Raw genomic sequence first — 26,547 nt, forward strand, 5'->3', positions numbered from 1 at the left:
GTCTAATAATGGAAATATTAATGATTTTATTTACTTTATTAGGTGGTATTACATTAAGTGCACAATCATCCGTGCACGGAACTTTCAGCCGTAAAGCAGGGACAATTGAAACGACATTTTTAACGATGTTAACTGGGTTAGTGTTTCTGACAGTTATTATTATATTTTTTGGTCAAGGTAATGTATTAGGGATCTTTTCGGCACCAGTTTGGCAGTTAAGCGCAGCGTTTTTAGGGACGGCATTCTTACTCCTCTCAGTCATTGCTGTTCCGAGAATTGGTGTCGTAGCGACCAATGTTGCAGTCATCAGCGGACAGCTTGCAATTAGTGTGATTATTGATCACTTCGGTTGGTTCGATAGTTTAGTAATACCTTTAGACTGGGAACGACTTGTTGCAATGTTATTTATGATAATTGCTGTTTATTTCATTTACAAAGGTAATAAACGCTCTAATGAGGAAAAGATTGATTCAGCACAAATTTAGTTACTATATTAAAAATGTGACCTTTATTCTTTATATATTGTGAAGAATTAAGGTCTTTTTTGTGAATAAAAGTATAGCTGCTAGAAAGTCTTCCTACTTCCCGGTCTATTTAAAATGCAAGTTGGCCCTTATCAAAATTCGACAAATTCCTTCACTTTTCCATTAAAACTGCCGATATTAAAACAGTTAAAACATGTAAAAGTCAAAAAAGGAGCTTAACTATGAACAGCAACTTACAGGCAGTCGTTAATCTAGCACCTATCATTAAAGATACCCTTGGACCTACTGCCGCATTAGGGATTATTGATACAGAGAAATTTGTTTATTTCGAACCATCTACAAAGATTAAACTTGATGTTGCAGTAGGTACCCCTGCTATTCCTGATATTGAACCATATGCGCGTGCTATAAAAGGTGAAAAAGTAAAAGATGCTACGATGGATCCGACAATTTTTGGTGTACCTGTTGTTACGGACATTTTACCAATTAAAGATGAATCGGGCGAAATCGTAGGATTACTATCAATGAGTAGAACGTTAGAGCACCAAGTCCGATTAGATAAAGAAGTAGAAAGCATTAGCCAGGTAATTGACAGTCTTCAAGGAAAAGTTCAGCATGTGGCAGCACAAGCTGAAGAATTATCAGCTACAAGCAGTGATATTAATGAACAGGCAACCAATGCGAATGAGAATTCCAAGCATATTGGAGAAGTCGTTCAATTAATTGACCAAATTTCCAATCAGACAAATCTTCTCGGTTTAAATGCCGCAATAGAAGCAGCTCGATCAGGAGAAGCCGGAAAAGGCTTTGGTGTAGTGGCAGATGAAATCCGAAAACTATCAGATAACACAAGAGAAGCTGTCAAAACGATTGGCAAATCACTAAGTGAGGTTCGTTCCAGTATTGAAAATCTTACCTTGAGTATTAATGAAGTATCTTCGTCTTCAGAAGAACAATCTAAAATTATGGTTGAGTTCATGGATGATATCCAAAATCTTGACAACAAGAGTAAAAAAATCGTGAGTTCAATGAAAAAGATTACAAAACAAAATTAAGGAGATTGAAACACATGCATCCAACACTTAAAGCGATGGTGAGTATTGCTCCTTTATTAAAGGAAATACTCGGTGAGAATACAATTATTGCAGTAACAGATAAAGAGAACTATGTCTACTTTTCACCTTCAAAAAGCTATGACATCGGAGTGAAAGCCGGTGACTTTGCTATGAAAGAGGAAAATCAAGCTCTATTAAAAGCGATAGCTGGAGAAAAAACAAACGAACATATTCCAAAAAAATATGTTGGTGTCGCGATACAAAGCTCATCTTCTCCACTAAAAGATGAACATGGAGAGATTATCGGAGCCCTGATGATTAGTACGACACTCGAGGAAGAAGAGGAAGTTGGCAATGAGCTATTAGAGCTTCGAGGAATCATTAACAGCCTGCAAGGAAAAGTAGAGCATGTAGCTGCACAGGCAGAAGAACTATCCGCAACAAGCAACAATATTAACGATCAAGCTTCTATCGCAACAGCTAACTCAGAAGAAATTAGTAAAGTTGTTCAGTTGATTGAAGGTATTTCAACAGAAACAAATCTATTAGGATTAAATGCAGCCATCGAAGCTGCTCGATCTGGCGAAGCAGGTCTTGGTTTCGGTGTGGTAGCAGATGAAATTCGCAAACTTTCTGATGGCACAAAAGAAGCAGTTGGCACAATAGGACAGTCTTTATCTGAAATACAGACAAGCATCAGTAATCTTAAACATAGTATTGAAGAAATCTCCACCTCTACAGATGACCAGTCTCAGGTAATGGTGGAATTTATGGAAGACATTAAAAACCTTGATAAACAAAGTGAAGAGATTACCCAGTATGTGAAAGAGGTTATGCAATAAGATTTGCAAGGGCTTTAGCGTTTTTATACCAAAGCTTAAGATTTTTATATACAAGAATATCGGAAAAAAAACAAGAAAAGGCATCCAGCAGTTGGGTGCTTTTTTAGTTGTGCGCGTACTATTAAAGCTTTAAATCCCAAAAACCTATATAGGATTCCTAGTAAAGGTCTTACATAGTAATGGAGTTACCCCCCACCAAATGAAGTTTCATTTTATAAACATTGACAGAGACCATAAAAGTGTTAACATAAAACTGATTGGTCGATCAAATTTTAATATGAATGATCAATAAAATGAAAAGTAGGTGAATTTATGGAAAAACAATATCTAATCGCTGATGCACGAAGAGAACAAATTATTGTAGCTGCAATTGCAGTATTAACTGAAATTGGCTATGTTAGCACGAGTCTTTCCAAAATAGCAGATAAAGCAAATGTAAGTACGGGTCTTATATCTTATCATTTCTCTGGCAAGGAAGATTTGATGAGAAATACTTTAATGTATTTAGTTGAACAGGAAAGAGCTTTTATTAAAGAAAAAGTAGAACAGAATCAAACATACATGGAAAAATTAATGGCTTTTATTGAAGCGAGTTTAGCATACCAGGGGACAAACCGCGCGAATAACATTGCATTACTTGAAATTGTCTTTAATGGACGTACACCAGACAATGTTCCTTATTATCTGGTCGAAGTGGAAGATGAAGATGAATTAAATGTTATGTTGAAAGAAATTCTTCACAGAGGACAAGAGACTAAAGAATTTGGTGAGTTTGATCCTGAAGTAATTGGGATTGTCATTCGAGGGGCTATATCAGGCTCCATCTCATTACCTCAATATGAAAATAAACTAAATCTTGAAGAATACAGTGCAAAGTTAATAAAAAGCGTTTTAAAAATGATTATGTAATTCTCTTCGACGGCTGCCAAGACATATCAAAGGAGGAAATTTCAATAATGGCAAAACTAAACCGAGAGACCGGTCCCGTGCCAGAAAAAGTTCCTTACCATCGTGTGCTTCTTAGTAGTAAGCGTCGCATTCTGCGTGGCCTTCTAGCTTTTTTGCTTCTTATTGGGGGGATGTACTTCTTTGTCATCGTATTCTCATTAATTGGAAGCGAAATTGATAAACGCATATTTGGGAGGGTTAATCCAGCAGGCGGGGGTACAGACTATACCCCAATATTCATGGCAAGTAATTTTCTTGCAATCGCCATGCTTATTCCGTGGAGTATGTTGCTACAGCGCTGGCTTTACGGAATAAAAGGCTCCATACTGCACTCTGTTCGTTCAATCTTCCGTCTAGAGGTTTTTGGTCGTGCATTGTTACTTATTCTTCCGGTTTGGACAGTCTGTATGGTCTTCTTTAATTGGTATGCTCCTTACACTATCACAGAATGGAGTATTGCTGATCTGCTTGTTTATTTTGCTGTAAGTCTATTAATTGTGCCACTGCAAAGTGCTGGAGAGGAGTATGGCTTTCGTGGACTTGTATTCCGGATTGCTTCCAGTTGGGTGCGCAATGCTCGAGCCTCACTCGTAGTCGGTATCGTAGTTTCAAGCGTATTGTTCGCTGCTATTCATCTATCGACAGATCTTTGGTTCAATTTATATTACATTGTTATCGGTGTTTCCCTTGCACTGATGACCTGGCGCACTGGGGGTTTGGAGTATGCCATTGTTCTACATGCAATAAATAACGCACTGAACTTTGTCCTAGTAACAGTTCTACGCACGGATCCTATGGCTGACGTCGCTCAAGCAGCTGAAGCAGGAGGATCGGAAATCGTATTTCTTCCCATTACTGTTCTCGTTTTCCTCACCATAATTGTGTGGCTCCTTACACGCCGCTCTGGACCTGAGTTGACTCCAGAGAATAGTCTGTTACGAAAAACGGAGTGATTTTTAGGTGTGAAGCAGATACCTCACACCTAACTATAAAGTCCGAACGTTAAAGTAAAAGGAAGGTGTATATGTCTCATGTTTCGTTTTATTCGCCAAGGTAGACGTCGGAGAAAAATGAAAAAAGTAAAAGAAGGTGATGGCCATCTTTTGAAAAGATATCGGATATGGAATATCTTTACACACTCATTACTTCACATGGAAATAACCAATGAAATGGGTGAGAAAACATATTACGCGATAAAATCAAGATATTTTACAGAAGAGGCCAGTGTTGATTTATACCATAATGGTAGGCATATAGCCTTCTCTAAGCTTCCAGCAGCTTTTCCAGTGGTTAATGGTGTAATTGAAATAAAAAACAATTCTTATGGAATTAATCGTATCTTATATTTTTCAGATGAAAAAGAGACCTATTCCATCTATCCAGATAAACGTTCAATCAGAGGGTTTCGTATGTTGGTGCATAAGCGATTCCCTAAATTCAGTTCTTTTATCGCAATAATGGCGATAATCATCTTATTACTATCAATAGCCTTAAGTTTACCTCAACTAATGGAGACACTCTCTAAGATCCCATGGGTCGCTGACAATATAGGTACATTTGTATCTCCAATCACATTGTCAGTTTGGACTAACTTTGCAATTGGTATTGCAGCCGCATTAGCTGGAACAGAAAGGGCATTTATGCTGCGCAGACATTGGTTAATCGATATCGAAACAATGAATTGGGGCGAAGATTAATAGAGTTCAATAATGAAAATGAAGATTATCCTCCCTAAACTGGTATACCTCCTTTTGGACTTAATGACCGGAACTCCATATGAAATATAAGCTTGATTGCGATCCACTGGATAGTTATTCGTTTTAATTGATAGTTGGTTGGATTTCTTGTTAAACGAACAATAACGCTTTCAATAAGAATATCGTTCGCCTTTGGTTGACTTAAGCTACATTAACTAGTATTATAAATAAGGAATTAATAGATATGCGTATAATTTAGGGAATATGGCCCAGAGTTTCTACCAGATCGCCGTAAATGATCTGACTACGCAGAAAAGCCATTATTGTAGATTGCGGGAGAACCCGTTTAGCTACCTTATTCGTCTTTTCTGCATTTAGAAACGCGCCTGGTCACTGATCATGCGCGTTTTTCTATTTTAAGCATGATAGGAAAGAGGAGGAAAAGGCGTGAAAAAGTATTTTCGCTTTGAAGAATTAGGAACAAATTATAGAACGGAGTTTATGGCCGGGCTTACCACTTTCTTGGCTATGGCTTACATTTTATTTGTTAACCCGTCAACACTTTCGTTAGAAGGTATCGATCAATTACCTGAAGGTGTTACCAGAATGGATCAAGGGGCAATCTTTACAGCAACTGCGATTGCCGCTGCAGTTGGTACATTGTTTATGGGAATTATCGCGAGATATCCAATTGGCCTTGCACCGGGAATGGGAATAAATGCCTTTTTCGCATATACGGTTGTACTAGGATCGGGCATTCCTTGGGAAACAGCTCTTTCAGGTGTGTTAGCTTCTGGACTTATTTTTATCGTTTTAACATTAACGGGCCTAAGGGAAAAAATTATTAACGCAATTCCGGCCAACTTGAAAATGGCTGTGGGTGCAGGTATTGGTTTATTCATTGCGTTTGTGGGATTTCAGAATGCCAACATTATCGTTGGAGATGATGCTACATTGCTAGCTCTTGGTGATTTAACTTCGCCGACTGTATTGCTTGCTGTATTTGGTATTATAATCTCTGTAATTTTACTTGCATTAGGGTTTAAAGGCGGTATTTTTTATGGAATGGTTATTACGGCTATTGTCGGCATGATCGTTGGATTAATCTCTCCACCACAGGGATTAGGTGGAATTGTTGGGGAAGTACCTAGTCTTGCACCAACTTTTGGTCAAGCATTCTCACATTTCGGTGATATTTTCACACTTGAAATGCTTGTCGTCATCTTAACATTCTTATTTGTTGATTTCTTTGATACTGCAGGTACGCTTGTAGCAGTAGCCACACAGGCTGGATTGATGAAGGACAATAAACTTCCGCGTGCTGGTAAAGCATTGTTTGCAGATTCTGCAGCAACGGTTGTTGGGGCATCACTTGGAACATCTACTACAACCTCTTATGTAGAATCTACTGCAGGGGTAGGAGCAGGTGGACGTTCAGGATTTACCGCTGTGGTCACAGCTGGATTCTTCTTATTAGCATTGTTCTTCTCACCACTTTTAAGTATCGTCACAAATGAAGTAACAGCCCCTGCGCTTATTATTGTCGGTGTTTTGATGGCAGCTTCTCTGAAAGATATTGAGTGGGACCAATTCGAAATTGCCGTACCAGCATTCTTAACTGTTGTCACAATGCCATTAACCTATAGCATCGCAACAGGAATTGCCATTGGATTTATCTTCTATCCAATCACCATGCTGTTAAAAGGGCGCGGTAAAGAAATACACCCGATTATGTATCTATTATTTGTCATCTTTGTACTGTACTTTATCTTTTTAAGTTAGTTTTAATAGGTAGAAAAAAGGCTGGAGCAATTGCTCCAGCCTTTTTTAACGATCTCGTTGATGCACATATGCTTCTTTTCCAAATGGTAACAGATGATAAAGGGTAATTAAGATCGTTCCCATTGTTGCTAGAATCCCCATTCCCAAGTACAACGTTTCGCCTCCAAGCGAATCAATAATGGAACCTCCCACTAATGATCCGACAATTCCTGATACACCAAAGAAAGTCGCAAAAAAGACCAGATGGCCAGTTGATTGTAATAGCCTTGGGATAAGTCTCGAAACATAATTAAACGCTGCAAGATAGAAAACACCGAACGTTAACCCATGTAGAAATTGCAATCCAATAATATGAAGCGGGTTATCAACAGACGCGTAAATAAACCATCTGACGCTGTAAATAGCACCAGCAACTATTATGAACACAAGTGGATGAAATTTTCGGAACCAAAAACCCGCTGTAGCAAACACAAGCGCTTCTGTTAATACTCCGGTAAACCAAGCAAAGCCGACCAATCCTTCACTCCCGCCAAGCTGTGAAATATAAAGGCCAATATAACTGTCATTTGCTCGATGTGTAATGGTTAAAAACAAAATAAGGAACAAGAAGATAACAAACGACTTATTTTTAATAATCGCACTTACATCTTTTAATTTAACAGGTTCCGAGTCGACTTTAACATCCGTAAGCCAAAAGGTAACAATTAAGGCAAGGACCCCGAAGCATAGAAATGGAATAATCATGTATTCAATTCCTACTCTTGTAAGAACTTCTCCGATGATTAAAGAAGAAGTGGCAAAACCTACCGATCCCCACCAGCGAATGGCACCAAATGAAACACCGAAATGCTCTGCACGCCTCTGGGCTAAACTATCTCCCAAAGCCCCAATAGGCGTTACAAAAAAGTAGAAAATAGCGCCCATTAGGATGATCGCAAGTAAAGTATTCATTTGGAAAAAGATAACGCTTGTAACCAGAAGGCCCACAACACATATTTGAATTATTCGTTTGACGGTTTTAAATTTATCACTCATATATCCCCAAAACGGTTGGGCAAAGATGGATGCAAGTGGCCCGACGGCTAGCACCCATCCTATTTCTGTCCCATTTAACCCCTTATATTTTAAATACAACGGTAGATAACTAAGAATGATTGTATTCGTCGCATGGAAGCTAAATAAAAGCATTTTTAATGGTGTTAGAGAATCCCGATTGAACAAAACATCCGCTCCTAATCTAAAAAAATATACAAAGGCTATTATACTACTATCTCGCGATGAGTGATAGATAGAACTTAGCTATTTAAAAAGAGCGGTGACCACTTAGACCCTTCCATATAAAAGGATGGAATTATTTCCAGTTCTCTTCAATAAATTCATCCCTACCTGATTTTGCCCGATCTTCCTTATATTCTTGCTCATTTTTCTTATAAAAGTCCTGATGGTACTCCTCGGCGGGGTAGAATGTAGCTGCAGGTAAAATCTGTGTCACGATTGGTTTGGTAAAGCGACCACTTGCTGCAAGCTTTTGTTTGGAAAGTTCAGCGGCTTCCTGCTGTGCTTCATCACTATAAAAAATAGCTGCGCGATAAGAATCACCACGGTCTTGAAATTGCCCGCCGTCATCGGTAGGGTCGATTTGATGCCAGTATAATTCTAGTATTTCAGGATAAGAGATTATCTCAGGATTGTATGTGATTTCGACTGCTTCGTAATGGCCAGTGTCGCCAGCTTTTACTTGCTCATAGGTGGGGTTCTCTACATGCCCGCCTGTGTAACCTGAAATGACTTGTTGTACTCCGTCCCACTGATCGAATGGTTTCACCATACACCAGAAACATCCACCAGCAAAAATTGCTTTCTTATATTCAGCCATTTTATATTCCTCCAGTTTGTCTATGTTATACTTTTGATACATTATTTTTCATTATAGAATAAAGATACTATATCATACATGAAGCAGGTGAGATAATGGAGGAGCCTTATGTACATAAAATATATATTGGGGACCATTACAGATTTGCTCCACATTCTGAAATAAAGACGTTTGTCAGGAAAACGGGGTTGGAAGGCAATAAAGCAACAGATAATTTAGATAAGGCCCTTTTTTGCTATCCAATTCAGCACTACACTTATTGGAATGAATTAATGGATATACCGTTTACTGATTTTGGTGAATTTGGAGAGGATATGGCTGTATTGGAAATGGCGGAGCAAACGGTCTGTATTGGCGATACTTATGCTGTCGGAAATACTGTACTGCAAGTATCCCATCCTAAATCGGATGCTAGGTTCCTAGATAAGAAAATGGCATTAAACATGCTCAAGACCGGAAAGACAGGCTGGTATTTTCGTGTGTTACAGGAAGGGGAGATTCAAGCCGGGACGGATTTAGTATTACTTGATCGCCCACACCCGAATTGGACAATTGCCGCCTGTAATGAAGTCATGCATCAAAACAAGGGAGATCTCCAGTTGGCAAACGAGCTAGCAAAATGTGAACTGCTTGCTGATAGCTGGAAAAAAGTTTTATTAAAGCGGATTGGTGGCAGGACATTTTAATCTGATGACGTACTAGTTTATGAGAGTTTGCCATAGAGTATAGCTGGTTTCTAGAAGAGAAGGGGGGATAAAAATGCTGCCTTTTAAGGAAGATTATAAGGAGGAAATTTTTGAAACCGTTTGCGAAAATGCATATCATTGCTTAGTTGTTGTAGATCGTGAGGGGCTGATCACTTACTTAAATAATAGCTACTGTGAGTTTCTTGACGTTAAAAAGGAAGAAGCTATTGGTGTACATGTCACAGGAATCATTGAAAACACGAGAATGCATATTGTTGCCAAAAGTGGAAATGAGGAAATTGCCGATCTTCAATATATCCGAGGGAATCATATGATAGCGAATAGAATCCCCGTGCGCTCAGAGGGAAAGGTGATTGGAGCGGTTGGTACCGTACTTTACCGTGACACAGAAGAATGGTTAAAAATGAATAGTCATATAAAGGATCTTTTGCTGGAACTGGAGCACTATCGGAACCAGTTGCGAAATCAGTACGGCAATACGTATTCCCTGCATGATATTGTAGGAAGCTCCTCTTCCTTAAATATAATAAAGAATAAAATTAAAAAAGTCGCTCCGGGTGATGTTTCGATTATGCTTACAGGGGAGAGCGGCACAGGCAAGGAACTGTTTGCCCATAGTATCCATCACTTGAGTGAACGTAATAACAAACCCTTTATAAAGGTGAATTGTGCTGCCATCCCAGAGAATTTATTAGAATCTGAGCTTTTTGGGTATGAAGAAGGGGCTTTTACAGATGCAAGAAAAGGTGGCAAGTTAGGAAAGTTTCAATTGGCTGATGGTGGCACCTTATTTCTTGATGAAATTGGAGATATGCCATTAGGGGCGCAAGTAAAGATTCTGCGAGCTTTGCAGGAGGGCGAGATAGAAGCAATTGGTGCGACAAAGCCCAGGAAAGTTGACGTGCGCATAATATCTGCTACAAACCAATCTTTAGAAAAAATGATAGCAGATAATCGCTTTCGGGAAGATTTATTTTATCGCTTGAATGTAATTCGATTAGAAATTCCTCCACTCAGGGAAAGGAAAGATGATATAAGAATACTAGCCAAGTTTATTTTAGATAAAGTATCCAAACGATCGGGGAAAAGGGTAACAGATTTTTCAACCGAGGTTTTAGAGCATTATATGCATTACGAGTGGCCTGGAAATATTAGAGAGCTAGAAAATGTTATTGAATCTGCCGTTCATCTGACAAACAAGGAAATAATTGCTTCTGACGATCTACCTGATCATTTGCTAGGCAATGCTTCCATGCACCAAAGCGAAAAGCTAAAGGACATATTAGAACATACAGAAAAACAAGCAATCCAAAATGCCTTGAAAAAGTACGATGGCGATAAAATGCAAGCAGCAAACGCACTTCAAATTGGGAAGTCCAGCTTTTATGAAAAAGTGAAAAAATATAACCTATAAAAAATTCCATTAAATCGGAAACATTTCCGGTAATGTGGAATTTTTTATTTGCATGATTATGAAAGGGATTACATAAAAGCCGAGCTATGGTTTCCGTGAATGTGGAACTGGATATACATGCTGTAAATTGAGAAGGCCGTAGCATAAGGGTTTCAAGCGTTAAGAAAAGTTGGCATGTTTTTTGCATGTTGTAGGTGTAGGATTTTTCAGCTGAAAGAGTGCCACCACTTATTACGAATAGGGAGGAATTTAAATGGTAGAAAACAAAGTGGTTTTTATAACCGGGGCGGCAAGTGGAATTGGGTACGAAATAGGTGTGGAGTTTGCAAAGCAGGGGGCAAAGGTTGCCTTCACAGATATTAATAAAGCGAAAGTAGACGAAGTTACCAAAGAATTAGTAAACCAGGGCTTTGAATGCATGGGATTGAAGTGTGATGTCACGAATGAAGCGGAATTGCAACGTACAATTGATGAAACAGTAGAACGGTATGGCAGATTAGATGTTTTAATCAATAATGCGGGTCTACAGCATGTGGCAGCATTAGAAGAATTTCCAACAGAAAAATTCGAGTTTATCACAAAAGTCATGCTTGTTGCCCCGTTTATGGCAACAAAGCATGTATTCCCGATTATGAAGAAGCAACAATCAGGACGAATTATAAATATGGCGTCGATCAACGGCTTGATTGGCTTTGCAGGTAAAGCAGCATACAATAGCGCGAAACACGGAGTTATTGGCTTAACCAAAGTTGCTGCTCTAGAAGGTGCGGCAGATGGAATCACCGTAAATGCCATGTGTCCAGGATATGTGGATACACCACTTGTCCGCGGGCAATTTGAAGATCTGGCAAAAAACCGAAATGTTCCTGTAGAAAAAGTACTGGAGGAGGTTTTATACCCGTTAGTTCCACAAAAGAGACTACTAGAGGTTCAGGAAATATCCGACTATGCAATGTTCTTGGCAAGTGATAAGGCAAAAGGGGTAACAGGCCAAGCAATTGTGCTTGATGGAGGTTATACAGCACAATAAAGTGGCGGAAATACTAGATACGTAGTGGGCAAGGCTACAAGATTGTATAAAATCTGGGGCAGGGTAGAGGAGGAGTTTTATGTTTGGTATTATACTTGGTTTAATCGTGTTAATGGCATTAGCGTATCTTGGTTGGTCTATTATTTGGGTGGCGCCTATTGCTGCAGGGGTGGTAGCTTTAACAGGTGGCCTCGATTTGTTGGATGCATATACCGATACGTACATGGGTGGATTTGTAGATTTTGCGAAAGCTTGGTTTCCTGTTTTTATGCTAGGGGCGATATTTGGAAAGCTAATGGAAAACACAGGCATGGCTAGATCAGTGGCAGTAGCATTAACGAAGGTGATTGGTACGAAACGGGCAATCCTTGGGGTTTTAGTATCAGCAGCCGTATTAACCTATGGTGGGGTAAGTTTATTTGTTGTCGTCTTTGCTGTTTATCCACTTGCATTGACCTTATTTCGGGAGGCTAATATTAGTAGAAGACTCATCCCGGCTACTGTTGCACTTGGTGCATTCACATTCACGATGACAGCGGTACCAGGAACACCGCAAATTCAGAATTTGATTCCGATGGATTATTTTCATACAGATCCCATGGCTGCGCCAATTATGGGGATCATTGGTACGATCGTAATGGCTGGGGGAGGCTATTTTTACTTAAGATGGAGAGAGAAGAAATTAACCGATAAAGGGGAAACCTTTACAGAACCAAAGGAAAAAAATAAAACAGAAGAGGAAGGGAGTATGCCAAACTTTTTACTTTCCTTGTTGCCTTTGCTCTCCGTTCTTATTACATTAAATATACTTGAATGGGATATTGTCGTTGCGTTACTATCCGGGATTGTTCTTATAATGGTTTTAAATGTGCATAAATTCAAAGGCTTTGTAAAAGCAATTAATGGAGGAGCGGTCGGATCTGTAACCGCAATTATTAACACGAGTGCCGCAGTAGGATTCGGAACGGTTGTAAAGGTGGTTCCTGGGTTTGATAAATTAACGGAAATGTTAATGGGGATAAAGGGAAACCCACTCATTTCTGAAGCAGTGGCCGTAAATATATTGGCGGGTGCGACAGGCTCAGCTTCAGGCGGCATGGGAATTGCTTTGGAAGCATTAGGCTCTAAATACTATGATATTGCGATGAATAGTGGCATATCACCTGAAGCGTTCCACCGAATCGCATCTCTTTCCTCTGGTGGATTAGATGCTCTACCACATAACGGGGCTGTCTTAACGCTTCTGACGATTACAGGTCTTTCCCACAAGGATAGCTATAAAGATATATTTGTTGTCGCTGTTTTAATACCGGTAATCTCTGTTGCAATAGCAATTTTGTTTGCCTCCATGGGAATATTTTAAAAATATAAGGGGGAAGCATGCTGCTCTGTGCGTACGCTTTCCCTTTTTGTTCTAATACCCATAGGGTTATTCGTCTTCCAACAGTTTTACATGGACTCTGTTCTTTTTGCTTCTATCTGAAATAAGCCGGTGCAAGCGGATATAAACAAGGCCATTACGATAGGTGGCGGTTATTTTATCAGAGCGAACCGGAAATGGCAGAGTAATTTGACGTTCAAAGGCTCCTTGTAGAATTTCTTCTTTTACAACCTGACCGCCATCAAAGTCAAGATCAATTACCCCTCTCAACTCTAATGTAGACATGTCTGCATAAATATCAATCTTCTCTAAATCGTGTAAACCAGGTATATTTACAATGCAAAATAGTTCGTGTTCTGTTTGATAAAGATTAATTTGTGGAATGTTAGGTTTAATGATACCTTCAAATTCGTTCCAAAAATTATCACCAAAAAATTGATCCATATTCTTTTTCCAATCACCCATCTGTTTAAATGGATCCATTGTTTCACCCCATTCCATAACTTTTTGTGTATCATATGCCCAGGTTCGGAAGTCGGTGCTAAAAAATGACTGGAAACAAACTTGTTCATTTCATAACACCAAAAAATCATGTATGCTATAGGGGAATATTGAATTAGGACATGCTTAAGCCGAATAACTATATAGAAGCTTAAGGATTTAGGAGGGTTTTAATTTGTTAGATAATGCACTGATGATGGTTGTGATTATATTAGTAATTAATATTGTATACGTATCCTTATCAACCATCAGGATGATCCTTACATTAAAAGGAAGAAGATATATTGCTGCCTTTGTAAGTATGTTCGAAATCGTTATTTATGTACTCGGACTTGGTCTAGTACTTGATAACTTAGATGCCATTCAGAATTTACTAGCCTATGCAATTGGTTTTGGGATAGGGGTTATCGTTGGTTCCAAGATTGAGGAAAAGCTCGCCCTTGGTTATATCACGGTTAATGTCATATCCTCAAACCCGGATATTGAGTTTACAAGGAAGCTGCGAGATAAAGGATACGGTGTTACAAGCTGGTATGCCTATGGAATGGATGGAGATCGTCTCTCTATGCAAATTTTAACACCGAGAAAATATGAATTAAGATTATACGAAACCATTAAAGAAATTGATTCAAAAGCGTTTATTATCGCATATGAACCAAAGCAAATTCATGGCGGATTCTGGGTAAAACAAGTACGCAAAGGACGCCTTGGTAACCCGAAAAAGGCAGCCGAAGCACCAAAGTCTGACGAACCTGTCGTCCCACCAGCACAGTCGAAACCATCCGCAACAAGAAATACACCATCGAACAAAGAGTGAGCCATTTGTGGCTCACTCTTTGTTTGTGCTTGGGGGGTAGCGGCCGTGGTTGATTGAGCGGGGGTATGTGGTTGATGGGGTAGCAGTCGTGGTTGATTGAGCGGGGGTATGTGGTTGATGGGGTAGCAGTCGTGGTTGATTGCGGGGTTCATGTGGTTGATGGGAAAGCGGCCGTGGTTGATTGAGAGGCGCATGTGGTTGATGGGAAAGCGGCCGTGGTTGATTGCGAGGTTCATGTGGTCGATAGGATAGGGTCCGTGGTTGATAGAGAGGTTCATGTGGTTGATGGGATAGCGGCCGTGGTCGATAGGATAGCAGTCGTGGTTGATAGCGGGGTTCATGTGGTCGATAGGACAGCACCCATGGTCGATAGGACAGCACCTATGGTCGATGGGATAGCAGTCGTGGTTGATAGCGAGGCGCATGTGGTCGATAGGATAGCAGTCGTGGTTGATAGAGAGGTTCATGTGGTTGATAGGATAGGGTCCGTGGTTGATTGAGAGGCGCATGTGGTTGATGGGAAAGCGGCCGTGGTTGATTGAGAGGCGCATGTGGTTGATAGGATAGCGGCCGTGGTTGATTGAGAGGCGCATGTGGTCGATAGGACAGCACCCATGGTCGATAGGACAGCACCCATGGTTGATAGGACAGCACCCATGGTTGATAGGACAGCACCCATGGTCGATAGGACAGCACCCATGGTCGATAGGACAGCACCTATGGTCGATAGGACAGCGCCCATGGTCGATAGGACAGCACCTATGGTCGATAGGACAGCACCCATGGTTGATAGGAGAGCACCCATGGTCGATAGGAGAGCACCCATGGTCGATAGGACAAACGCCCAAGGTTGATTGGCCAGCATCCACGGCTGATAGCCCATCCCCCTAGTCGTTTCAAAAGTGCTCCTTACCAATAGCCCCAACCTCTCGTTCCCCTTAAAAAAACTCCCTCATGAACATATGCCCAGCCAAGTGAATAGGCTGATTGCATGAATGTAGAGGAGGATGAACATGTCTTATTATGACCAGCGTCAACACCACGGCATTAATTTTGAAGAGCTTCCGGATCAGTTTCCGCCACAGCACCAGCCACAACAACCAGGTATTGAATCATTAATGACACCTAGACCAATTATTGAAAATCCTGGTTACAAAGGATCTTGCAAACTGGAGGATAAGGTAGCTATTATTACTGGTGGTGATAGTGGGATAGGGGCAGCGACTGCAATTGCGTTTGCAAAAGAAGGAGCAGATGTAGTCATTCCTTATTATTACACATATGAAAACGGAGATGCTTATCGTACAAAACAGCGAATTGAGGAGCTTGGAAGACAATGTATCCTTATAGTCGGGGATTTACGAGACCAGGAGCACTGCAAGCATGTTGTAGAGGAAACATTGCGTTGCTTTGGGAAAATTAATATCCTTGTCAACAACCATGGTGTCCAGTTTCCCCAGCCGAGTTTAGAGGAAGTATCCGAAGCACAAATCAAAGCAACCTTTGAAACAAATATTTACGCATTCTTATACCTGACAAAAGCGGCTCTCCCATACCTAGAAAGTGGTAGTACGATTGTGAATACAACTTCCATTACTGCTTATGAAGGACAAGAGAAACTGATTGATTACTCTGCCACAAAAGGGGCAATCGTTTCGTTTACACGTTCGCTATCCCAAAATGTAGTGGGGAAAGGAATCCGGGTAAACGCAGTAGCGCCAGGCCCAATTTGGACGCCATTAATCCCAGCTAGCTTTTCTGCTGAATATGTTGCAACGCAATTTGGTAAAGATGTACCAATGAAGCGTGCTGGCCAACCATTTGAGCTAGCCCCAGCCTATGTTTACTTGGCATCAGAGGATTCCTCTTATGTAACAGGGCAGGTTATTCACGTAAATGGTGGAGCACCTGTAAGCTCCTAAAAAAGGACAGCAAACTACATCAACCACTTAAAAACCGAACATTAATTCCTTTATGACTTCAAATGTTCGAAAACTATATTGACACAGCGCCTGAAATTTTGTTATGCTGAAAGCAACAAACAAATACGGAACCTCATATATTTCTGAAGATATGGTTTGGAAGTCTCTACCCGGCACCGTAAATGCTGGACTATGAGGGGAGATGGATCGTTACAGGAGTAATGATTAGTTTTCATGTGTCAAAGAAGTAAGTCTATTCATCTTCTCTCATGTTAGAGGGATTCGAATGGACTTTTTTTAATTTAATCAGAAAGAAGGTTTTTCAATGGCAATGGTTGGCGTAATTATGGGTAGTATTTCAGACTGGGAGACATTAAAGCATACATGTGAAGTATTAGAAGACCTACAAATTCCATACGAAAAAGACGTCATATCTGCGCATCGTTCGCCGGATGATATGTTCCGTTACGCGAAAAATGCACGGGAGAAAGGGTTGAAAGTGATTATTGCGGGAGCAGGAGGTGCGGCACATCTTCCTGGAATGGTTGCCTCCCAAACAACGCTTCCGGTAATCGGCGTACCTGTAGAGTCGAAAGCATTAAAAGGACTTGATTCCTTACTATCCATTGTGCAAATGCCTGGTGGTGTGCCAACAGCAACAGTTGCAATCGGAAAGGCTGGCGCTACCAATGCAGGAATTCTTGCAGCGCAAATAATCGGAACTTTTGATGCCTATGTAGCTGCCAAACTTGATACATATCGTGAAAAACTATACGACAAAGTGACAGAAATGAGGGATGAACTTGCCAAATATTAAACAAATCCTTCCACCCCAAACAATTGGAATAATCGGCGGCGGCCAATTGGGCAGAATGATGGCGATCGCTGCACGCTATATGGGATATCAAATTATCGTATTAGATCCAAAACCGAATTGCCCTACTGCACAGGTAGCAGATGAACAAATTACCGCTGCTTATGATGATATGGATGCGGTAAAGCAGCTTGCCGAAAAAGCAGATGTTATTACATATGAATTTGAAAATGTTGATTTAGAAGCGGCAGTTTATTTATACGAGCAAGGGAAGCTTCCGCAAGGCTCGCTTGCATTAGAAGTAACGCAAAATCGAGAAAAAGAAAAACAAATGATGGAAGAAGCCGGCTTAAATGTACCACCATTTGCGATTGTCACCGACGGAACTTCCTGCAAAGCCGCATTGCAGAAGATCTCCTTGCCTGCTGTGATAAAAACATGCAGTGGTGGCTATGATGGGAAAGGACAGCTGAAAATTAAATCCGCAGAAGACTTTGACGAAGCTACTGACTTTGCCAGCAAACATGGTCACTGTATTATCGAAGAATGGGTGACATTTGATAAAGAAATCTCTGTCGTGTTTACAAGGGCACAATCCGGAGAGGTAACGACCTTCCCAATTTCTGGAAATGAGCATCGTGACCATATTCTCTACAAGACCACAGTCCCAGCGAAAGTTAATGCAACAGTAGAAAATAAAGCATATGAGGCAGTTAACGCTTTGGCGGAAAAGATGAATATTGTAGGAACCTTTGCAGTGGAAATGTTTGTAAAAGGAGATACCATTTATTTGAATGAAATGGCTCCGCGTCCTCACAATTCAGGACATTATACTATTGAGGCATGTACAATCTCACAGTTCGCCCAACATATTCGAGCAATTTGTGGATTGCCACTCATGCCAGTCAGCTTGCATCAGCCAGCAGTAATGGTAAACATTCTTGGTGAGGAATTGGACCAGGTTCAACGATTGATGGCAAAAAGTGAAGCTGGCTACATCCATTTATATGGAAAAAACGAAGCAAAAACAAAACGAAAAATGGGTCACGTTACCTTTATCGCAAAAACACCTGCAGCATTAGAAGAGATCGTACAACAATTTGAGGAGGCAAAACAATGATTGAACGTTATACGAGAGAAGAAATGGGGTCCATTTGGACAGAAGAAAACAAATTTAAGGCATGGCTTGAAGTAGAAATCCTAGCATGTGAAGCATGGAGTGAACTAGGTGTTATTCCTGCCGAGGACGTGAAAAAGCTTCGCCAAAATGCTTCTTTTGACATGGAACGTATTTATGAAATCGAACAGGAGACAAGGCATGACGTGGTGGCTTTCACAAGAGCTGTATCGGAAACACTTGGCGAGGAACGGAAATGGGTCCATTATGGCTTAACCTCAACAGACGTAGTGGATACGGCACTTTCCTATTTAATCAAACAGGCAAACGAAATCCTTCGCAAAGACCTAACCACATTTGTAGAGATTCTAAAAAACAAAGCATTAGAGCACAAACATACTGTAATGATGGGGCGCACCCACGGCGTACATGCAGAACCGACAACATTTGGCCTTAAGCTCGCACTATGGTGTGAGGAAATGAAGCGTAACCTAGAACGTTTTGAGGCAGCTGCCAAAGGAATTGAATTTGGGAAGCTTTCCGGCGCGGTTGGAACTTATGCCAACATTGATCCGTTTGTGGAAAAGTATGTGTGTGAAAAGCTGGGACTTTCTCCTGCGCCAGTTTCTACGCAAACATTACAAAGAGACCGCCATGCAGCGTATGTGTCAGCACTAGCACTTGTGGCAACATCGATTGAGAAGTTTGCCACTGAAATCCGTGGACTACAAAAAACGGAAACACGTGAAGTCGAGGAGTTCTTTGCAAAAGGACAAAAAGGGTCATCTGCAATGCCGCATAAACGTAACCCAATTGGCTCAGAGAATATGACAGGAATGGCACGCGTTATTCGTGGCTACATGATGACAGCTTATGAAAATGTATCCCTGTGGCATGAACGTGATATTTCCCATTCCTCAGCAGAACGCGTTATTTTACCTGACGCCACCATTGCATTAAATTACATGCTGAATCGCTTTTCCAGAATCGTGAAAAACCTAACCGTTTTCCCAGAAAACATGAAACGCAATATCGATCGTACGTATGGGCTTATTTTTTCACAACGTGTGTTATTAACATTAATCGATAAAGGTATGGCCAGAGAGGCAGCTTATGATCTCGTCCAGCCAAAGGCAATGCAAGCATGGGAAACGGCAACACCGTTCAGACAGCTGATCGAGCAAGATGAGCAGATCACGAATAAACTAAGCACCGAAGAAATAGATGATTGTTTTGATTATACCTATCACTTGAAGAATGTTGATCATATCTTTGCCAAAATCGGTTTAACAAGAGGTGAATAAGATGAAGAGCTCCTTATTGTATGAAGGTAAAGCCAAGAAGATTTATCAGGCAGAAGGGAAAAACGGGCAGCTCGTACTGTCTTATAAAAACGATGCGACCGCATTTAACGGGGAAAAGAAAGCTTCTTTTAATGGAAAGGGCAGATTAAACAATGAAATTTCTGCCCGGATCTTTCCTTTTTTACATGAACAGGGGATTGAAACACATTTTATTGAACGCCTAAACGCGACAGAGCAGCTTGTCCAGCAAACAGAGATCATTCCACTAGAGGTAGTGGTACGAAACCTGGCAACAGGTAGTATTACGAAAAGACTTGGTATTAAGGAAAAAACGGTGTTTGACCCACCGCTTCTCGAGTTGTTTTATAAAGACGATGACCTAGGTGATCCACTAATTAACGACGAACATGCTTTTATTCTAAGTGATGTCAGCCATTCGGAATTACAAGAAATTAAAAACAAAGCACTGGAAATCAACAAGCAACTTACCAAGCTCTTTGCGGCAATGGATATTAAATTGGTAGATTTTAAGCTTGAATTCGGAAGGCTAGCGAGCGGGTGTATCATCCTTGCTGACGAAATTTCGCCAGATACGTGCAGGCTTTGGGATATCACAACAGAAGAAAAACTAGATAAAGACGTTTTTCGTCAAGGAACAGGAGATTTACTGGAAGTTTATGAAGAGATTTTAAAACGACTGGAGGCAAACCAATGAAAAACGTTATCGTAAATGTAACTTTGAAAACAGGTGTGCTAGACCCTCAAGGGAAGGCCATTCAAGAGTCACTGAATTCACTTGGATACAAGGAAGTGCAGCAGGCGAGGGTAGGAAAGTCAATTGAATTGCAAGTGGAAGATGGCCCTGATTTAGAAGAACGCATCAAAGAAATGTGCGACAAGCTTTTGGCAAATCCAGTTATCGAAGAGTACAGCTTTGTGGTGGAGGAGGCTGTTCAGTCGTGAAATTCGCGGTAATTGTTTTTCCTGGTTCCAATTGTGATCGTGATATGTACCATGCAGCAAAGGAAGTACTACAAGAAGAGGCAGATTTGGTCTGGTATCAATCTGCTAATCTCGAAAACTATGACGCAATTCTATTGCCTGGTGGGTTCTCTTATGGAGACTATCTTCGCTCAGGTGCTGTCGCGGCAACTTCTGAGATTATGCTGCAAATTAAAGCAGAGGCAGCAAAAGGAAAACCAGTCCTTGGCGTGTGCAATGGCTTCCAAATACTTTTAGAAGCAGGGCTTTTACCTGGTGCCATGCAACGAAATAAAAAACTAGCATTTATGTGCCATCAGGAACCATTAGTCGTAGAAAACAATGAAACACTCTTTACTTCTCTTTATAAGCAAGGAGAGGTTGTCCAATTTCCAATCGCCCACGGGGAAGGCAATTACTTCTGTGACGAAGAAACACTAGAGTGCTTAAAAGCGAATAAACAAATCGTCTTTACATATAAAAATAACCCAAACGGTTCTGTAGCCGATATCGCCGGAATTAGAAATGAAGAGGGTAACGTACTTGGCATGATGCCACATCCAGAGAGAGCTGTTGAAGCATTATTAGGCAGTGCAGACGGACTTAAGTTATTCCAATCAGTAGTGAAAAATTGGAGGGAATCCTATGTTGCAAACACATGATATACATCCAGAGCAAATCGAACGCGACAAGCTATATCAAGAGATGGGTTTGAGTGATCAGGAATATGACTTAGTGAAAGACATCCTGAAGCGCCGCCCTAATTTTACGGAAACAGGAATTTTTTCCGTCATGTGGTCAGAGCACTGTAGTTACAAAACCTCCAAGCCATTATTAAAGAAATTCCCAGTGAAAGGGCCACATGTCCTGCAAGGTCCTGGAGAAGGTGCAGGAATTATTGATATTGGAGATAACCAGGCTGTTGTATTTAAAATTGAAAGCCATAACCATCCATCTGCTGTAGAGCCCTACCAAGGTGCAGCAACAGGGGTTGGTGGCATTATCCGTGACGTTTTTTCCATGGGTGCACGTCCAATTGCCCTTATGAACTCTTTACGTTTCGGTAACTTAACAACAGATCGTGTGAAATATTTATTTACAGAGGTCGTCAATGGGATTGCCGGTTACGGAAACTGTGTAGGAGTTCCGACAGTAGGTGGGGAAGTACAATTTGATGATTGTTATGAAGGCAATCCATTAGTCAATGCCATGTGTGTTGGGCTAATTAATCATGATGAGATTCAAAAAGGGATTGCAGCAGGTATTGGTAACACCGTTCTCTACGCTGGAGCACCGACTGGTCGGGACGGAATTCATGGGGCAACTTTTGCATCCGATGATCTTGGAGAAGATGCTGCCAAGGATCGCCCGGCAGTACAAGTTGGCGACCCATTCATGGAAAAATTATTAATTGAAGCATGTCTTGAAGTCATTCATTCAAATGCCCTTGTTGGCATGCAGGATATGGGAGCAGCAGGACTGACTTCCTCTGCAAGTGAAATGGCAAGTAAAGCAGGAACAGGCATGGAAATGAATTTAGACAACGTGCCACAGCGTGAGCAAAACATGAATGCATATGAAATGATGCTTTCTGAATCACAGGAAAGAATGCTGATGGTTGTTAAAAAAGGGCGCGAACAAGAAATAATTGACGTATTTGAAAAATACGGTCTACAAGCAGTTGCTGTAGGTGAGGTAATTGAAGAAAAGGTTTTTCGCATTAAACAGCATGGAGAAGTGATGGCAGATATTCCTGTTGACGCATTAGCTGACGAAGCTCCTGTCTATCATATGCCATCAGAGGTAGCGGATTATTACAAAGAGTTTCAGAATAATGGCACACCTGACATCATAGTAGAAGATCATGCAGACATGCTGAAAAAGCTTCTTCAGCAGCCAACAATAGCAAGCAAAGAGTGGGTTTATGATCAATATGATTCCATGGTGCAGACCAATACCGTTGTAACACCAGGATCTGATGCTGCGGTTGTTCGGATTAAAGGTACAAATAAAGCACTGGCTATCACGACAGACTGTAATTCACGTTATATTTATTTAGATCCTGAGGTCGGTGGGAAAATTGCTGTAGCAGAAGCAGCGCGAAACATTGTTTGTTCTGGAGCAAAACCACTTGGCTTAACAGATGGCCTTAACTTTGGAAATCCAACAAACCCGCAAACGTTCTGGCAAATGGAGAAAAGTGTTGATGGTATGAGCGAGGCATGTACAGAACTTGCCACACCTGTTATTAGTGGAAATGTATCCTTATACAACCAATCGCAAGGGAAATCAATTTTCCCAACACCGATTGTGGGCATGGTCGGATTGCACGCATCCTTATACCATATCACACCAAGTCATTTCCAAACAGCCGGAGATGTGATTTATGTCATTGGAGAAACTGCTCCTGAATTTGGTGGGAGCGAATTGCAAAATGTCGTTCATGGTAAATATGAAGGAATAGCGCCAAAAATAGACTTGAAAGTAGAAGCAAAGAGACAGCAACAGATTCTTAATGCAATACAAGCAGGTCTCGTTGAATCAGCTCACGACGTTTCAGAAGGCGGACTTTCCGTTGCCTTGGCTGAGAGTGTATTTAGCGAAAAAGGACTCGGATTAGAAGCGTCATTTTCAGGTGACCTAACTGCATTATTGTTTAGTGAAACCCAATCACGTTTTATTCTATCTGTAAAACAAGAGAACATAGCGCAATTTGAAAAAGTAGTGGAAGATGCAAAACAAGTAGGTGTCGTAACAGAGGATGCTACTTTAAGCATTGCGATTAATGACACCCAAGTGATAGAGGAAAATGTAGAGGAGCTACACCAGCTTTGGAAGGGAGCTATTCCATGCTTGCTGAAATCAAAGGCATAAATGAAGAATGTGGCGTATTTGGGATTTGGGGGCATGAAAAGGCAGCAGAGCTTACCTATTATGGTCTGCATTCCATGCAGCATCGTGGTCAAGAAGGCGCCGGAATTGTATCAAGTGATGGAGCTGAGCTTAAGCCATACAAAGGAATGGGATTAGTTAATGATGTGTTCAAGCATGCTAATTTTGCTGAGCTATCTGGAAAAGTAGCAGTTGGCCATGTTCGCTACTCCACGCAAGGCGGGAAAGTAATTGAGAATGTGCAACCACTGTTATTCCGCGCTCAAGCAGGCAGCATGGCACTTGCCCACAACGGCAACATTATGAACGCACATAAACTGCGTGGTGAACTTGAAGAGCAAGGGAGTATTTTTCAAACATCGTCTGATACAGAAGTGCTTGCCCATTTAATTAAACGGAGTGGTAACGAAATTTCCGAGGAAACGATAGGAAACGCCCTTAATAAAATTGTTGGTGCTTACGCTTACCTTATTTTAAAAGAAGATAAAATGTTTGTAGCCCTTGATCCAAGTGGTATCCGTCCATTATCAATTGGGAGATTAGGCGAGGCCTACGTTGTTGCTTCTGAGACATGCGCTTTTGACCAAATTGGTGCAACATTTGAGCGTGAAGTATTGCCAGGTGAACTGATCACGATCAGTGATAAAGGCTTAACCTCTACACGCTTTGCCATGCGCGAGCAACGGAAGATGTGTGCGATGGAATATGTGTATCTCTCCAGACCGGATAGTGATGTAAATCTCGTTAATGTTCATGCTTCCAGAAAGCGAATGGGCATGGAACTCGCTAAAGAGGCGCCATCAGATGCAGACATCGTCATTGGCGTACCAGATTCCAGCATTTCAGCAGCCATCGGTTATGCCGAGCAAAGCGGCCTGCCATATGAAATGGGAATTATTAAAAACCGCTATGTTGGCCGTACCTTTATTCAGCCCTCTCAAGAGCTACGGGAGCTAGGTGTGAAAATGAAGCTCTCGCCAGTTCGCGGCATTGTGGAAGGAAAACGGATCGTGATGATTGATGATTCCATCGTAAGGGGAACGACCAGCAGAAGAATTGTGCAAATGCTAAAAAAAGCAGGTGCGCAAGAGGTGCATGTACGCATTGCTTCCCCGTCCATTCAACATCCCTGCTATTACGGGATTGATATGTCCACAAGGGAAGAGTTGATTGCAGCAAATAACACATTAGAAGGAATCTGCGAGCAAATCGGTGCTGACAGTGTTGCCTATTTGTCTGAAGCTGGACTTGAAAAGGCAATTGTCAAAGATAAAACGTTAAATCAAGGTATTTGTACTGCCTGTATGACAGGGAAATATCCAGTGAAGGAAGAAGGACAGAACGAAATTGTCTTTACGAGCTGCTAGGATTATAGAGAAGGAGTTGCCAAACCATGTCTGAAGTTTATAAAAATGCCGGGGTAGATGTCGAAAAAGGATATGAAGCGGTAGAAAGAATGAAGAAGCATATTGCGAAAACAACACGCCCAGAAGTACTTGGTGGCATCGGTTCATTTGCCGGGCTTTTTGAACTAACATCCTTTCAGTACGAACAACCAGTAATGGTGTCAGGAACAGATGGTGTTGGCACAAAGCTAAAGCTTGCCTTTGACCTTGATAAGCATAACACTGTTGGAATCGATCTAGTTGCCATGTGTGTCAATGACATCGTCGCACAAGGCGCCGAGCCGATTTTCTTTTTAGATTACATTGCCTGTGGCAAAAATGACCCAGAGAGAATCGAACAGATTGTATCAGGGATATCGCAAGGATGTGTGGATGCTGGTGCGGCACTTATCGGGGGAGAAACAGCGGAAATGCCTGGCATGTATGACCCTTCTGAATACGACCTTGCAGGCTTTGTTGTCGGAATTGCGGAAAAAGAAAAACTCGTAACAGGTGAAAAGATAGCAGATGGGGATGTTGTCATTGGCCTGCCATCAAGTGGCATTCATTCTAATGGGTATTCGCTTGTCCGGAAAATCGTGGAAAATCTCGATCTGAATGAAAGCTATGACTTGCAAAAGCCTCTTGGCGATGTACTCTTAACACCAACTAAAATTTATGCAAAGCCAGTGATAAAGGTTTTAGATGCTTTGAAGGGGATCTCCCACATAACGGGCGGTGGTTTTTATGAAAATTTACCGCGTATGCTGCCTAAAGGGCTAGGTGTTCAGGTTGATGCAAATAGCTGGGAAGTTCCACAAATCTTCTCCTTTTTACAAGAACACGGAAACATTGCAGAAGAGGAAATGTATGGTGTCTTTAATATGGGAATCGGCATGGCGCTTGTGGTTAATCAGGAGGATGCAGAGCAAGTCATTTCAACGCTTTACCAAAGTGGCGAGAATGCATCTGTAATTGGAAAAATTGTGTCTCGTGAAGGAGTGCATTTCAGCTCATGAAAAAAGTAAGAGCAGCTGTGTTCGCTTCAGGAACAGGAAGCAATTTTCAAGCGATCATGGAGGCGGAAGATCTGCCAATTGAAGTGGTGTTGCTCGTTTGTGATAAACGAGGAGCTGGAGTGTTAGAAAAAGCAAAGCGTTTCGGCGTAAATGCGAGCATTTTTGATCCAAATTCCTATGGGTCCAAATCAGCCTATGAGCAGGAATTGATTGAAGAGCTTAATGAAGCAAGAGTCGAGTGGATTTTCCTCGCTGGTTATATGCGCATTGTGGGGCCAGATCTGCTTGGAGCTTTTGAAGGAAGAATCATTAACATCCATCCTTCCTTACTGCCAGCTTTTCCAGGGAAAGATGCGATTGGCCAAGCCTACCAGGCAGGAGTAGACACAACAGGTGTTACCGTCCATTTTATCGATGAAGGGATTGACACTGGTCCGATTATCGCACAAGAGCCTGTGGCTGTTTTTCCAGGAGACACCGAAGAGCAAGTGAAGGAGCGCATCCAGCAAGTCGAGCATCGCCTCTACCCCAAGGTCATCCGACAGCTTCTAGAAAAAAATACATAAGAACAGAAAACG

Annotated in this window: 28 protein-coding genes and 2 riboswitches; of the genes, 25 read left to right on the top strand and 3 right to left on the bottom strand. The window is 41.3% G+C overall.

The window, feature by feature from the left end; genetic code table 11:
* The first annotated feature begins 8 nt into the window (after window positions 1–8).
* The 7 genes from LG273_RS03590 to LG273_RS03620 all read left to right on the top strand — a co-directional run bounded on the left by LG273_RS03590 (window position 9) and on the right by LG273_RS03620 (window position 6,809).
* The gene (locus tag LG273_RS03590; protein WP_404457784.1) at window positions 9–485 is read left to right on the top strand and encodes a DMT family transporter; all 477 of its coding nucleotides are present in this window, start codon (window positions 9–11) and stop codon (window positions 483–485) included.
* A 221-nt stretch (window positions 486–706) separates the two neighbouring features.
* Complete coding sequence (locus tag LG273_RS03595) at window positions 707–1,540, top strand: methyl-accepting chemotaxis protein (RefSeq protein ID WP_404457787.1); 834 nt, start codon at window positions 707–709, stop codon at window positions 1,538–1,540.
* A 14-nt stretch (window positions 1,541–1,554) separates the two neighbouring features.
* Window positions 1,555–2,382: a methyl-accepting chemotaxis protein gene (locus tag LG273_RS03600; RefSeq protein ID WP_404457790.1), complete on the top strand. Its 828-nt coding sequence runs from the start codon at window positions 1,555–1,557 to the stop codon at window positions 2,380–2,382.
* Between the two features lie 312 nt (window positions 2,383–2,694).
* Window positions 2,695–3,291: a TetR/AcrR family transcriptional regulator gene (locus LG273_RS03605; protein WP_404457793.1), complete on the top strand. Its 597-nt coding sequence runs from the start codon at window positions 2,695–2,697 to the stop codon at window positions 3,289–3,291.
* A gap of 47 nt (window positions 3,292–3,338) precedes the next feature.
* Complete coding sequence (locus LG273_RS03610; RefSeq protein WP_404457794.1) at window positions 3,339–4,283, top strand: lysostaphin resistance A-like protein; 945 nt, start codon at window positions 3,339–3,341, stop codon at window positions 4,281–4,283.
* 78 nt (window positions 4,284–4,361) lie between these two features.
* Window positions 4,362–5,027 (top strand): hypothetical protein, encoded by a 666-nt coding sequence (locus LG273_RS03615; RefSeq protein WP_404457797.1) that lies wholly within the window; start codon window positions 4,362–4,364, stop codon window positions 5,025–5,027.
* A gap of 226 nt (window positions 5,028–5,253) precedes the next feature.
* Window positions 5,254–5,354, top strand: a riboswitch (purine riboswitch).
* 120 nt (window positions 5,355–5,474) lie between these two features.
* Entirely contained in the window at window positions 5,475–6,809 is a 1,335-nt protein-coding gene (locus tag LG273_RS03620; protein ID WP_379562368.1) for an NCS2 family permease, read from the top strand.
* Window positions 6,810–6,854: 45 nt separating this feature from the next.
* Here LG273_RS03620 and LG273_RS03625 read toward each other — a convergent pair whose 3' ends face one another.
* Window positions 6,855–8,030 (bottom strand): MFS transporter, encoded by a 1,176-nt coding sequence (locus tag LG273_RS03625; RefSeq protein WP_379562367.1) that lies wholly within the window; start codon window positions 8,028–8,030, stop codon window positions 6,855–6,857.
* A 130-nt stretch (window positions 8,031–8,160) separates the two neighbouring features.
* Window positions 8,161–8,685: a peptide-methionine (S)-S-oxide reductase MsrA gene (gene msrA, locus LG273_RS03630; protein WP_379562366.1), complete on the bottom strand. Its 525-nt coding sequence runs from the start codon at window positions 8,683–8,685 to the stop codon at window positions 8,161–8,163.
* A 95-nt stretch (window positions 8,686–8,780) separates the two neighbouring features.
* Between msrA and LG273_RS03635 the strand changes: the two genes are divergently transcribed.
* The 4 genes from LG273_RS03635 (at window position 8,781) to LG273_RS03650 (ending at window position 13,199) form a co-directional block, all read left to right on the top strand.
* A complete protein-coding gene (locus LG273_RS03635) occupies window positions 8,781–9,371 on the top strand; it encodes an MOSC domain-containing protein (protein ID WP_404457800.1) in 591 nt (196 codons plus the stop codon).
* Window positions 9,372–9,444: 73 nt separating this feature from the next.
* A complete protein-coding gene (locus LG273_RS03640; RefSeq protein ID WP_404457803.1) occupies window positions 9,445–10,806 on the top strand; it encodes a sigma-54 interaction domain-containing protein in 1,362 nt (453 codons plus the stop codon).
* A 253-nt stretch (window positions 10,807–11,059) separates the two neighbouring features.
* The gene (locus LG273_RS03645; RefSeq protein WP_404457806.1) at window positions 11,060–11,836 is read left to right on the top strand and encodes a 3-hydroxybutyrate dehydrogenase; all 777 of its coding nucleotides are present in this window, start codon (window positions 11,060–11,062) and stop codon (window positions 11,834–11,836) included.
* Window positions 11,837–11,915: 79 nt separating this feature from the next.
* Window positions 11,916–13,199, top strand: coding sequence for a GntP family permease (locus LG273_RS03650; protein ID WP_404457808.1), 1,284 nt, complete (start codon window positions 11,916–11,918; stop codon window positions 13,197–13,199).
* A 66-nt stretch (window positions 13,200–13,265) separates the two neighbouring features.
* Here LG273_RS03650 and LG273_RS03655 read toward each other — a convergent pair whose 3' ends face one another.
* Window positions 13,266–13,700: an Hsp20/alpha crystallin family protein gene (locus LG273_RS03655; protein WP_379562361.1), complete on the bottom strand. Its 435-nt coding sequence runs from the start codon at window positions 13,698–13,700 to the stop codon at window positions 13,266–13,268.
* Window positions 13,701–13,893: 193 nt separating this feature from the next.
* Between LG273_RS03655 and LG273_RS03660 the strand changes: the two genes are divergently transcribed.
* The 14 genes from LG273_RS03660 to purN all read left to right on the top strand — a co-directional run bounded on the left by LG273_RS03660 (window position 13,894) and on the right by purN (window position 26,535).
* Window positions 13,894–14,535 (top strand): DUF2179 domain-containing protein, encoded by a 642-nt coding sequence (locus tag LG273_RS03660; RefSeq protein ID WP_379562360.1) that lies wholly within the window; start codon window positions 13,894–13,896, stop codon window positions 14,533–14,535.
* Window positions 14,536–14,792: 257 nt separating this feature from the next.
* Window positions 14,793–15,035, top strand: a complete 243-nt coding sequence (locus LG273_RS03665; protein ID WP_404457812.1) for a hypothetical protein — start codon at window positions 14,793–14,795, stop codon at window positions 15,033–15,035.
* A gap of 76 nt (window positions 15,036–15,111) precedes the next feature.
* The gene (locus tag LG273_RS03670; RefSeq protein ID WP_404457814.1) at window positions 15,112–15,426 is read left to right on the top strand and encodes a hypothetical protein; all 315 of its coding nucleotides are present in this window, start codon (window positions 15,112–15,114) and stop codon (window positions 15,424–15,426) included.
* Window positions 15,427–15,548: 122 nt separating this feature from the next.
* Entirely contained in the window at window positions 15,549–16,457 is a 909-nt protein-coding gene (locus LG273_RS03675) for an SDR family oxidoreductase (RefSeq protein WP_379562357.1), read from the top strand.
* Window positions 16,458–16,570: 113 nt separating this feature from the next.
* Window positions 16,571–16,670, top strand: a riboswitch (purine riboswitch).
* Between the two features lie 112 nt (window positions 16,671–16,782).
* A complete protein-coding gene (purE, locus tag LG273_RS03680; RefSeq protein WP_404457817.1) occupies window positions 16,783–17,274 on the top strand; it encodes a 5-(carboxyamino)imidazole ribonucleotide mutase in 492 nt (163 codons plus the stop codon).
* The gene (gene purK, locus LG273_RS03685; protein WP_404457820.1) at window positions 17,261–18,391 is read left to right on the top strand and encodes a 5-(carboxyamino)imidazole ribonucleotide synthase; all 1,131 of its coding nucleotides are present in this window, start codon (window positions 17,261–17,263) and stop codon (window positions 18,389–18,391) included. The genes purE and purK overlap by 14 nt, the downstream gene beginning before the upstream one ends.
* Window positions 18,388–19,692 carry an adenylosuccinate lyase gene (gene purB / locus LG273_RS03690; RefSeq protein WP_404457823.1) on the top strand — a complete coding sequence of 435 codons (1,305 nt, stop codon included), beginning with the start codon at window positions 18,388–18,390 and terminating at the stop codon, window positions 19,690–19,692. The genes purK and purB overlap by 4 nt, the downstream gene beginning before the upstream one ends.
* A 1-nt stretch (window position 19,693) precedes the next feature.
* Window positions 19,694–20,407 carry a phosphoribosylaminoimidazolesuccinocarboxamide synthase gene (gene purC / locus LG273_RS03695; RefSeq protein ID WP_404457825.1) on the top strand — a complete coding sequence of 238 codons (714 nt, stop codon included), beginning with the start codon at window positions 19,694–19,696 and terminating at the stop codon, window positions 20,405–20,407.
* A complete protein-coding gene (purS, locus tag LG273_RS03700) occupies window positions 20,404–20,655 on the top strand; it encodes a phosphoribosylformylglycinamidine synthase subunit PurS (protein WP_404457828.1) in 252 nt (83 codons plus the stop codon). Before purC ends, purS begins: the two co-directional genes overlap by 4 nt.
* Window positions 20,652–21,335, top strand: coding sequence for a phosphoribosylformylglycinamidine synthase subunit PurQ (purQ, locus tag LG273_RS03705; RefSeq protein WP_404457830.1), 684 nt, complete (start codon window positions 20,652–20,654; stop codon window positions 21,333–21,335). Before purS ends, purQ begins: the two co-directional genes overlap by 4 nt.
* Entirely contained in the window at window positions 21,319–23,547 is a 2,229-nt protein-coding gene (purL, locus tag LG273_RS03710; RefSeq protein WP_404457833.1) for a phosphoribosylformylglycinamidine synthase subunit PurL, read from the top strand. The genes purQ and purL overlap by 17 nt, the downstream gene beginning before the upstream one ends.
* Window positions 23,523–24,932 carry an amidophosphoribosyltransferase gene (gene purF, locus LG273_RS03715; protein ID WP_404457836.1) on the top strand — a complete coding sequence of 470 codons (1,410 nt, stop codon included), beginning with the start codon at window positions 23,523–23,525 and terminating at the stop codon, window positions 24,930–24,932. Before purL ends, purF begins: the two co-directional genes overlap by 25 nt.
* Window positions 24,933–24,958: 26 nt before the next feature.
* Window positions 24,959–25,969, top strand: a complete 1,011-nt coding sequence (gene purM / locus LG273_RS03720) for a phosphoribosylformylglycinamidine cyclo-ligase (RefSeq protein WP_404457839.1) — start codon at window positions 24,959–24,961, stop codon at window positions 25,967–25,969.
* Entirely contained in the window at window positions 25,966–26,535 is a 570-nt protein-coding gene (gene purN / locus LG273_RS03725; RefSeq protein ID WP_404457842.1) for a phosphoribosylglycinamide formyltransferase, read from the top strand. The genes purM and purN overlap by 4 nt, the downstream gene beginning before the upstream one ends.
* Window positions 26,536–26,547: the final 12 nt, after the last annotated feature.

It is taken from the genome of Oceanobacillus kapialis (assembly GCF_044790185.1).
Taxonomy (GTDB): domain Bacteria; phylum Bacillota; class Bacilli; order Bacillales; family Amphibacillaceae; genus Oceanobacillus_B; species Oceanobacillus_B kapialis.

Bases quoted from the DNA above. Each gene is read 5' to 3' on its own strand.
- LG273_RS03590 (WP_404457784.1), top strand. From the start codon at position 9: ATGGAAATATTAATGATTTTATTTACTTTATTAGGTGGTATTACATTA.
- LG273_RS03595 (WP_404457787.1), top strand. From the start codon at position 707: ATGAACAGCAACTTACAGGCAGTCGTTAATCTAGCACCTATCATTAAA.
- LG273_RS03600 (WP_404457790.1), top strand. From the start codon at position 1,555: ATGCATCCAACACTTAAAGCGATGGTGAGTATTGCTCCTTTATTAAAG.
- LG273_RS03605 (WP_404457793.1), top strand. From the start codon at position 2,695: ATGGAAAAACAATATCTAATCGCTGATGCACGAAGAGAACAAATTATT.
- LG273_RS03610 (WP_404457794.1), top strand. From the start codon at position 3,339: ATGGCAAAACTAAACCGAGAGACCGGTCCCGTGCCAGAAAAAGTTCCT.
- LG273_RS03615 (WP_404457797.1), top strand. From the start codon at position 4,362: ATGTTTCGTTTTATTCGCCAAGGTAGACGTCGGAGAAAAATGAAAAAA.
- msrA (WP_379562366.1), bottom strand. From the start codon at position 8,685: ATGGCTGAATATAAGAAAGCAATTTTTGCTGGTGGATGTTTCTGGTGT.
- LG273_RS03635 (WP_404457800.1), top strand. From the start codon at position 8,781: ATGGAGGAGCCTTATGTACATAAAATATATATTGGGGACCATTACAGA.
- LG273_RS03640 (WP_404457803.1), top strand. From the start codon at position 9,445: ATGCTGCCTTTTAAGGAAGATTATAAGGAGGAAATTTTTGAAACCGTT.
- LG273_RS03645 (WP_404457806.1), top strand. From the start codon at position 11,060: ATGGTAGAAAACAAAGTGGTTTTTATAACCGGGGCGGCAAGTGGAATT.
- LG273_RS03650 (WP_404457808.1), top strand. From the start codon at position 11,916: ATGTTTGGTATTATACTTGGTTTAATCGTGTTAATGGCATTAGCGTAT.
- LG273_RS03655 (WP_379562361.1), bottom strand. From the start codon at position 13,700: ATGGATCCATTTAAACAGATGGGTGATTGGAAAAAGAATATGGATCAA.
- LG273_RS03675 (WP_379562357.1), top strand. From the start codon at position 15,549: ATGTCTTATTATGACCAGCGTCAACACCACGGCATTAATTTTGAAGAG.
- purE (WP_404457817.1), top strand. From the start codon at position 16,783: ATGGCAATGGTTGGCGTAATTATGGGTAGTATTTCAGACTGGGAGACA.
- purB (WP_404457823.1), top strand. From the start codon at position 18,388: ATGATTGAACGTTATACGAGAGAAGAAATGGGGTCCATTTGGACAGAA.
- purC (WP_404457825.1), top strand. From the start codon at position 19,694: ATGAAGAGCTCCTTATTGTATGAAGGTAAAGCCAAGAAGATTTATCAG.
- purS (WP_404457828.1), top strand. From the start codon at position 20,404: ATGAAAAACGTTATCGTAAATGTAACTTTGAAAACAGGTGTGCTAGAC.
- purL (WP_404457833.1), top strand. From the start codon at position 21,319: ATGTTGCAAACACATGATATACATCCAGAGCAAATCGAACGCGACAAG.
- purF (WP_404457836.1), top strand. From the start codon at position 23,523: ATGCTTGCTGAAATCAAAGGCATAAATGAAGAATGTGGCGTATTTGGG.
- purM (WP_404457839.1), top strand. From the start codon at position 24,959: ATGTCTGAAGTTTATAAAAATGCCGGGGTAGATGTCGAAAAAGGATAT.
- purN (WP_404457842.1), top strand. From the start codon at position 25,966: ATGAAAAAAGTAAGAGCAGCTGTGTTCGCTTCAGGAACAGGAAGCAAT.